General features: G+C 67.2%; 4 protein-coding genes and 3 pseudogenes. 5 read left to right on the top strand and 2 right to left on the bottom strand.

All coding sequences use genetic code 11. From position 1 onward, the window contains the following. From U9980_RS15655 to U9980_RS15645, 3 genes and pseudogenes are all read left to right on the top strand, one after another. Window positions 1-592, top strand: a pseudogene (locus U9980_RS15655) (N-6 DNA methylase); the annotation flags it as partial. Continuing rightward, entirely contained in the window at window positions 589-2,901 is a 2,313-nt protein-coding gene (locus U9980_RS15650; protein ID WP_322768592.1) for an AAA family ATPase, read from the top strand. The pseudogene U9980_RS15655 and the gene U9980_RS15650, both read left to right, overlap by 4 nt. Next, window positions 2,894-4,150 (top strand): McrC family protein, encoded by a 1,257-nt coding sequence (locus U9980_RS15645; protein ID WP_322768591.1) that lies wholly within the window; start codon window positions 2,894-2,896, stop codon window positions 4,148-4,150. The genes U9980_RS15650 and U9980_RS15645 overlap by 8 nt, the downstream gene beginning before the upstream one ends. A 33-nt stretch (window positions 4,151-4,183) precedes the next feature. On the opposite strand, the gene U9980_RS15640 is transcribed toward U9980_RS15645, so the two are convergent. Together U9980_RS15640 and U9980_RS28580 are read right to left on the bottom strand one after the other, a co-directional pair. Next, window positions 4,184-4,567: a hypothetical protein gene (locus tag U9980_RS15640; RefSeq protein WP_322768590.1), complete on the bottom strand. Its 384-nt coding sequence runs from the start codon at window positions 4,565-4,567 to the stop codon at window positions 4,184-4,186. Between the two features lie 75 nt (window positions 4,568-4,642). Next, window positions 4,643-4,792 (bottom strand): annotated as a pseudogene (locus U9980_RS28580) (hypothetical protein); the annotation flags it as partial. A gap of 373 nt (window positions 4,793-5,165) precedes the next feature. On the opposite strand from U9980_RS28580, the pseudogene U9980_RS28575 reads away from it, so the two are divergent. Continuing rightward, window positions 5,166-5,261: pseudogene (locus U9980_RS28575) on the top strand (IS6 family transposase); the annotation flags it as partial. A 436-nt stretch (window positions 5,262-5,697) separates the two neighbouring features. Beyond that, a partial coding sequence (locus U9980_RS15635; RefSeq protein WP_322768589.1) for an AAA domain-containing protein occupies window positions 5,698-8,943 on the top strand: 3,246 nt, incomplete at its 3' end.

The raw sequence follows: 8,943 nt of genomic DNA, 5'->3' as shown, positions 1-8,943 counted from the left end.
GGTCTTGCCTTGCTCTGCTGTAGGGGACAAGTTTCTCTTAATGTTCTCATCGGCCCCCATGAGTGCGCAGGGCTGCCTCCAAGCAAACCTTTCTTCTCTCGTACTGGACTACTCTGCACGGCAGAAGCATTCTGGCGCATCCCTGAAGTATTTTGTCGTCCGGCAGCTCCCCGTCCTGCCGCCCGAGTCCTACATCCATCCGGCGCCGTGGGAGCCAAGCGTGGCGCTGCGGGACTGGGTGGCCGATCGGGTGCTGGAGCTGTCATACACGTCCTGGGACATGGCGCCCTACGCCGGGGATCTGAATGACGACGGCCCGCCGTTCCGGTGGAACCCTGACCGGCGGGCGCAGATCCGCGCTGAGCTGGACGCCGCTTACCTGCACTTGTACGGCCTGGTTCGGGACGAGGCTGAGCATGTGATCGATTCTTTCTTCGTTCTGCGGAAGAACGAGGAGAAGGCGCACGGTGAGTTCCGTACCCGCCGTCTCGTCCTCGCCGCCTACGACGCCATGGCCACCGGCACCTACACCTCGCCCCTTGATCCGCCGGCAGGCCACGGGCTGCGGCATCCCGACCGGAGACGTCCATGACTACAGACGATCAAGTGTACGACGCGGCTCGCATCCTCCTCGAGCATGGCCTTGGCGCCGACGACTCGGCCTTCACTCCCGGCCGCAACGTGTGGACGCAGGCTCACGCTCGGGAGCTTGCCGGGCGGATCGCCAACCCTCCGGATGGGGCGACCGGGACTTTTCTCGACCGGCTGGTGGCGGAGCTCGCCGGCGCGGACCCGCTGGTTGTGCAGCTGGCAGCGGAGATTCTGTACCTGCACTTGCTGGTTGCGCGCGACATTGCCGGTCGGAGGAAGCGGTTTGGGCTGCGGCAGGTTCTGGAAGCGGCCGGATCGCGGGTCGAGGTTCCGCCCGCTCTGGACGCCGCACTCGACGGTGGTGTGATCACGGTGGGTATGGCGTACAAGGCTTATCGAGCGCAGCAGATCACCTGGCTCGCTGAACTTGTCGCGCATTGGAAGAGTCAGCCGGCCGAGCGCGTCCGCGCCGCCCTGGTCAACCCGTGGGCGTTCCGCGAGATTGTCGACGAGGTTCCCACCACGACGGCGGCCGGCCAGCGGCGCGCGCTGTTGCATCTGGCCTTCCCACAGGTGTTTCTCGACAGCCTGCTCGCGGACCATCTCACGGCGGTCGTCACGACCTTCGGGCACGAGGTCGGCCCGCTCACCGGGGATGGTGAGCGGGACTTTTTCGCGATCCGCCAGGCGCTGGAAGCCACGAGCGACGTGCCCGTCGACTTCTTCGAGTCGCCCTGGGCGGAGCAATGGGGGTGGGGTATCGCGCAGGGTGGCGATCCGCCGCCACGGCGCCGGGGTTGGCTGGTGCGGGGAGCGAACGTCTCCGGCCGTAACCTCGTCCCCGAGTGGTTGACGAACGGCTACTGTTCGATCTCGTTCCCGGACTATCCGCCGGTGGAGCCGGGGCTGACCAAGAGCGCGCTTGCGCACATCGTGCGGGATGCCGAGCCGGGGCTGAGCCCGAGCCAGGAGGGGACTCAGATTGGGCTGCTGGACAAGTTCCTCAACCGGATGGCGTCCGGCGACATCGTGGTCACAGTCAACGATTCCCGCGTGTATGTCGGGATTCTCACCGGTGGCCCGTACTGGGTCCCGGACGTCGTCGAGTCGCACCGCCGGCGGGACGTGCAATGGGTGAACACGTCGGCTCCGCTGCGGCGTTTCGATCTTTCCGACACTGCGCAGGACCGGTTGTCCGGGCAGGCAACCATCGTCGATCTGGGTGAGGTGGCGCGAGAGATCGCCGACCTGGCGGAGCTTGACGGGTCCGACGGTGGCACGCCGGCGCTCGTCGCTGTCCTTCCCGAGCCGGAAACGGTTGTCGTGGAGCAGGCGCCGCTGGTGGACCTGCCCGAGCCGGCCAAGGAGCTGGCCGAGCGCCTGCTGGTCGACATCGACTGGTTGGCCGAGACCGTGGACCTGCTGAACGAGAAGAAGCAGCTCGTCCTGTACGGTCCGCCCGGCACGGGGAAGACCTACCTGGCGCAGGAGATCGCGAAGTTCCTGGCCGAGGAGACCAACGGCGAGCACCGGCTGGTGCAGTTCCACCCGTCGTACGCCTATGAGGATTTCATCGAGGGATTCCGGCCTGGTCTGACCGCGGACGGCACGTTCCGGTTCGCCAAGGAGCCGGGGCCTTTTCGGCGGCTGGTCGATGCCGCCGCGCAGAACCCGTCCGGCGCCTACGTCCTGGTCATCGACGAGATCAATCGGGCGAATCTCGCGAAGGTGTTCGGCGAGCTGTACTTCCTGTTGGAGTACCGGAACCGCACGATCGGGTTGCAGTACTCGCCGGATGAGGATTTCACCCTGCCACGCAACGTCTTCCTGATCGGGACGATGAACACCGCGGACCGGTCGATCGCGCTGGTGGACGCGGCGATGCGGCGTCGCTTCGCCTGGCAGTCGCTGTTTCCGGGTGAGCCGCCGGTGGCGGACATGTTGCGCCGGTGGCTGGCGGAGAGGGGCCTGCCCGTCGCGGTGGCGGACCTGCTGGATGTACTGAACGCGGAGATCGCAGACCGGGATGCGACCGTGGGACCGTCCTATCTGATGAGTCCCCGGGTGGCGACACAGGAGGGGCTGGCACGGCTCTGGCGCACGCAGATCCTGCCACTGCTGGAAGAGCGGCATCTTGGTGAGCACGCCGACGTCGCCGGCTATGTCCGCGGCCGGTACGGCCTGGATGTTCTGCAACGTGGTCGGATGGTCGTTCCTTCAGTCGCCGGGTCTGACGGTACCGACCAGGGTGACGCTGACCAGGGCGACTCTAACGCGGCCGGCGGCGCCGTGAGCGCGTCCGATGCCTGACCGGATCATCCTGGCCGAGTACCGATCCCGGACCGTCGAGGGCATGCCGGCCGGGGTAGCCCGCGCGCTCGCGGCGACTGGTGCCGTCACCGCTGGCCGCGACATGGACGGCCGGGTCCGGCTGACCGCCTCGTCCATGGTGGGGCTGGTGCGGGCCGGTGACGTCGAGCTGGTCGTACAGCCGAAGGTCGGAGTCGGCAGGCTGCTGTGGCTGCTCGGTCACGCCCGCAATCCCTCGGGTTGGCGGGACGACGACGTGACGGTGGGGGAGGAGGACGACCTCGTCGCCGGGACCGCGGTCGCCTTCGCTCATCGGGCCGGGCGGGCCCTGACGGGCGGGATTCTGCGCGGCTACCGGTCGGTGGACGAGGCGTCCCCGATACTGCGCGGCCGGCTCCGGGAGGCCGACCAGATGCGGGCCAGGCTCGGCGTCGCCATGCCGTTGGAGGTCCGCTACGACGACTACACCGTCGACATTCCGGAGAACCGCATCCTGGCCACGGCTGCCCGCCGCCTCCTGCGGCTCCCGGGTGTGCCGGTGGCGACCCGGGCGGCACTGCACCGGATACACGTCGCCCTGTCCGACGTGACCCCGCTCGTGCCCGGCGGGCGGCTGCCGTCGACGGTGACCACCCGGCTCACCCGGCGCTATGAGCCGGCCCTGCGGCTCGCCCGGCTCGTCCTGGCGAGCCGGGGAATCGAGGTATCGGCGGACCCGGTGGTCGGCCGTGTTGCCGCCTCGGGGCTTCTGTTCGACATGAACGCCGTGTACGAGGACTGGCTCACCGCCGCATTTCGTGGGGCGCTGGAAGGCCACGGCGGTGCGGTCGACGGTCAGCGTGTCATCCGGCTCGACGAGGCCGGCAAACTGGCTACCCGACCTGACATCACCTGGTGGCGTGGCCCTCGTTGCCTCGCCGTCACGGACGCGAAGTACAAGGCACCCGCGACCACCCCGATTGGCGACATCTACCAGGTTATTGCCTATTGCACCGCGCTCGGCTTATCCGACGGCCATCTCGTCTACGCGGGCGGAGCGTCCGCCATGCACACGATTCGTCGGGCCGGTATCCGCGTTCACGTCCATGTTGTGGACCTTGCCCAAACTGTGCCGGCACTCGTCGATCAGATCGACACACTCGCCGCGGCGATCGCCACGCAAACCCGGGAGGCGGTCTTCGCGCCCAGCCGGGCCGCCACCCCACCCGCGGCCGTCGGACCTGTGCTGGTGGGGGCCGACGGCAGGTGACAGCTGTCCTCGACAGAACGGTCCGCCGGAGGGCTACGAGCGGCGCGACAGCGGCGCGAAGGCCTCCTTCACCACCATTGGACTCATCTCAACGGTATGAAAGTCGGCAACGACAGTCCTCTCCGGCTCCACGCCCTGGGCAGTAAGCACATCGAGAGTCTTGGCGATACGCGAGCTTGCCACATTCTGGTCGAACGCCTCCAGCGGATGCTTCACCACCAGCGCGGCCTGCTTCTGCCCGATGATGAACATACAGGACGGAGCCGCCGTTTCCATCACCTGCGCGTCCCTGCGCATGCTCGCCCAGCTGGCAATCGCGTGTTCCTCGCGGTTGGAGTTCGGCGTTACCCAACCGTGGCGGAGGACGGCAAGCAGATCTCGCGCCACCCGCCAGTCGAGCAGCGGGTGATAGGCCATGTTGGTGTAATCACGCAGGCAGCGATAGCATGACGAGACGCACTTATCGGCGTGGTCCGCACGATCCAGATTTGCCAGATACTCTTCGACGGTGTCGAGAAACGGGCCGAGCTGTGTCGCTTCGCCCAGATGGGAGCTGAAGCCCGCACCATTTTCGAGCGTGTCCGCCAGGAAGGCGTAGAAGTTCTGTTCGCCCCCGTGGGCCGACGAGTGTATTCCAGCGATGATCTCCTGGGTTTGGATGTCGAGATGCTTTGCGGCGGCACTGCGCAGCAGGAACGCCAGCGAGTACCATGCCGTCCGCCGGCCATCCGAGATGTCGGCCGCGGACGCAGGGGGTGTTCTAGATCTGCGACCGCACCCAGGTCCTCCCAGGACACGAAGTGCTCACGTCGCACCTTCCTGCGTCGACGCTTGCCTCTGCGCTGTGCCGCAGCCGTCATTCCATGATCATATAATCGCAACCGCGCACCGAAACTGGTGCGAGGGGCCGGTAGAACGGCGCTGACGGCTTGCCATCCACACCCAGAGTCCTCGGTGAGCGGACTGAAACGCTTCCATCCCGTGTAGACGGCCAGCGCGGGGCGTGCGATCGCGGGAGAACGTTTGCCGCGGCCACTACGAACTCGGCATCGACGCTGAATCCGGTCCGCGGCTGACGGCTGCCTTTGCTGAGCTCACTCTGATGATCTGATCACCAGCCTGGCGGGGCCCACCATGTCCTGCTGTCCCACAACGCAATCAACCCCTTGGGAAAGGACATCGGGTGCCGAAACAGCATCGGTGCACGTACCCATAGGTCGTTCAGCCGTCGTGGTCGGCGCAAGGGTCAAGTCTCCCCGAGATAGTACCGGCCTACCTGTACGGGCCGTCCCCACGCCCGTGGGGGCGATCCATCCGAGCAAGAGGTCGCCTTCTAAGTCCAGGGGCAGATCCGTCGGCCGATAGCTCGGAGGGGCTGGCGTCTGCGTCTCGCGCAGGGCTCGGAGACGCGGTGGCCTGAAATGTTCGCCTGTGGAAAAACCGTTGCGGAAGCCCCCGTTACGTGTACTCTTCAATGTTCATCATATAAATATGATCTTGGGGGTTGGGTGATCCAGCAGCACGCGCGCCGTGCCGACGATCCAGAGATGGTTCACCGGACCCGCGCACTTGTGGAGTATCTACGGGATTTTGTACGAACGGCGCACAAACCGGTCCGCGACTGCAGGGAAGACCAGGAAGTCCTGTGGCTGGCCAGTCTTCCTGACACTGTGCCGCGACCGCGAGCCGCCTCCGACGGCGTGCTGCTGGCGGTGGATCATTGGCCGCGTCGGCCGGCTCCGGCCCTGCCAGAGGCGTTGGAAGGCTGGCTGGCTCCGGAAGCGGTGGCCGATGCGGGTGCGGGAGACCCGCTGGTCGCGGAGACGGGACCGGGTCAGGGGTGGGTAGAGGGCGATAACGGCGGCTGGGTCGAGGTAGGCGAGATCCGGCGCGAAGACGCGGCTGAGGTGCTGCAGACGTTTGGGGGGTGGCTGCCGAGATGGCGGAAGTGGGCAGCCGAGGAACGCGCCGCTGAGCCGCAGCGGGAACTTCACGGAACTTTGCTGCGGATCGCGCGGCGGGTCCAGAACGACGGTGACGTTTATGAAGCGGTGCTCGGGGTCGGGCTGCTCACCCGTCGGCCGGATCAGGCCGAGAGGCTCCTGCACCGCCATCTGCTGACTGCCCCGCTGGCCGTCACCGTCGATCCGGACACGGTGAGAGTCACGGTATCCCTGCTCCCGGACGCCCGAGTTGAGCTCGAGGACGGCGATTTCCTGGACGAGACCGACGGCTACAGTTCCGCATTGCTGGGCCCACTGCGTTCCCGTGCCGATTCTGGAGATCTTCATCCGCTATCCCGTGAGGCGGAAGAGATCCTCGCGAGCTGGGCGGAACGGGCGCTGGGCACGGAGCGGTCTGTGCGTTTCGAGCCTGTGTGGGAACAGCCTCCTGCCCATCCCCGTGACAGCGATGCCTCCCTGCGGCTGCGGACGGCGCCGGCCTTGCTGCTGCGCAAGCGTGGACGCGGCGCTCTCGTCGGCTTCTACGACAAGATTGCGCGGCAGCTCGCGCAACCGGACGCGGTCAGCCCGCTCGGTCTGGCGCAGCTCCTGCTGCCGCTGAGCGCGCAGGAGCGCGTCGCATGGTCGGCGGTGGACGGCGGCGCGGTGCCGCCCGCCCTCGGTCCCGACCCGCTCTTCCCGCTGCCCGTCAACAAGGCGCAGCACGAAGTATTACATCGTCTGCATCAGGACACCGGCGTGGTGGTGCAGGGCCCGCCGGGCACGGGCAAGACGCACACCATCGCGAATCTGGTGTGCGCTCTGCTTGCGGACGGCAAACGGGTGTTGGTGACCAGCGAGAAGGATCAGGCCCTCCGGGTGCTGCGGGACAAGTTACCGCCGAAACTGCGCAGCCTGTGTGTGTTCCAGGGCGATGTCCGCCAGAGCTCTGACGGTGAACTGGAACAGTCGATCCGCATGCTGTCGCAGCGTACTGCGACGACCTCGACCGCTCAGCTCACCCTAAGAATTGCGGAGCTGACCGTTCACCGCGACAGTTTGGCGACGCATCGTGCACGACTGCTCACGGCGTTGCGTGAGCTGCGTGAAGCGGAGTGGTACGAGCACCCGGAGATCGCGCCCGGCTACCGTGGGCGGCTTGCGGAGATCGTTGAAGCGGTGGTTGCGGGCCAGCAGCGGCACGGGTGGCTCCCGCCGCTTCCCAAGGACGCACCTGGCACCCCGGGGTTGGGAGCAGACGAGACCCAGCGACTACTTGCCCTGATCAACCGGCACGGCGTGGCGGTGCTGAAGGAACAGGACGCCCGTTGCCCGGATCCTGAAGACCTTCCAGCGCCGGCAGCCTTCGCCGAAGCTGTGACTGTCTGGTACGCCGCCGAGCGCGTCGCGGCGGAGAGTAGCGCCGACCCGCTCGCAGAGGAAATCTCCGAGCGCGGCAGTGAGCTGCTCGACTCCCTCCGGGAGCACCTGGACGAGGCCGAGCAAGCGCTCCAGCAGGAGGGATTGGCCCTGGATGTCGCCGGATGGATGCCCGGTGACTGGTGTACGTCCGGGCTGGACGATCTGTTATCCGGAAGCCGTACGGCGCTGTGGACCGCGGTCCGGCGGGATGCCGAGCAGGCCGCAAAAGTCCAGGACGAACTGGCCAACCTGACGTTCGCGCACATTGAGGTGCCTGGCGACCTGGATCCGGGGCAGGCGGCCCGGCTGACTGCGGCCGGCAATGCATTGGAACGCCATGTGCGCGACGGCGGGAAGGTCCGGCAGCGTTTCCGCAAGCCAGTCCAGCGGGAGGCGGAGCCGCTGCTGACGCAGTGCGCTGTGGACGGTCGCTCCCCGACGACCGCGGCCGAAATAGCCGCAGTCGTCCTGCATCTGCGGGCGCGGCAGGCCGTGTCGCAGCTGAACAGATCCTGGGTGCGACTTGGCGTGCTCGCCGTCGATGGACCGTTGGAGGCTGCCCTGTCGGAACTCCTGGACCGGACGCCACGACTGAAATGCGTCTGGCGCTTTTCAGTGGCCGCTCAAGGGGTGCACGCCGCACTCCTGCAAGCCCGGATCAGGGCCACGGTGCGTAACCGTCAGGAGTGGAAGCGGGCGCAGGCGGCCGTCATTCATGCCCAGGCCCGGCTTGCCCTGCGGGATCGCGAGCAAGAGTTGCTGCGGCTCGCGGAATCCCTACCTGTGCAGAACGCACGCAGCGTGCCGGAGCTGGCGGATGCCCATCGCGCGATGGCGGTCCGTGACCCGCAGGTATACGAAAAGGCGGTGAAGGCGCTGACGGCGGCCTACCACCGCGAAGCTGACCGGCGCGAGGCGCGCAAACTCCTGGAGAAGCTCGCGGTGAGTCACCCGGTGCTGGCTCGCGCACTGGCCGAAACACCCGACGATCCGACCTGGGGCTCGCGGCTGACTGGGCTCGCGGAGTCCTGGGCGTGGCAGCGGGCCCGGGCTTTCCGCGACCGAATGCTCACCCCCGGCCGGGAAGCGAAGCTGGAGGGCGAACTCGACGAGGTCGAGGCCCAGCTCCGCACTACAACCGAGGACCTGGCTGCAGACCGGGCCCTGTTGCACTGCATGCAGCGGATGACCGCCGAGCAGAAGCAGGCACTCAACGCCTATGCGAACGCGGTCTCACGCGCAGGCAAGGGCACTACCGCGCAGGGCCGACGGCATCTGAAGGCGGCCCGCTCCGCGATGGGCGACGCGCGCGGCGCGGTACCGGCCTGGGTGATGCCGGTCAAGCAGATAGCGGCGATGATCGAACCGAATCGGGACGCTTTCGACGTGGTAATCGTGGACGAAGCGAGCCAGATCGGACTAGAGGGC

It is taken from the genome of Protofrankia sp. Cr1 (assembly GCF_963555865.1).
GTDB lineage: Bacteria > Actinomycetota > Actinomycetes > Frankiales > Frankiaceae > Protofrankia.
This window is presented reverse-complemented; position numbering and strand designations above follow the sequence as displayed.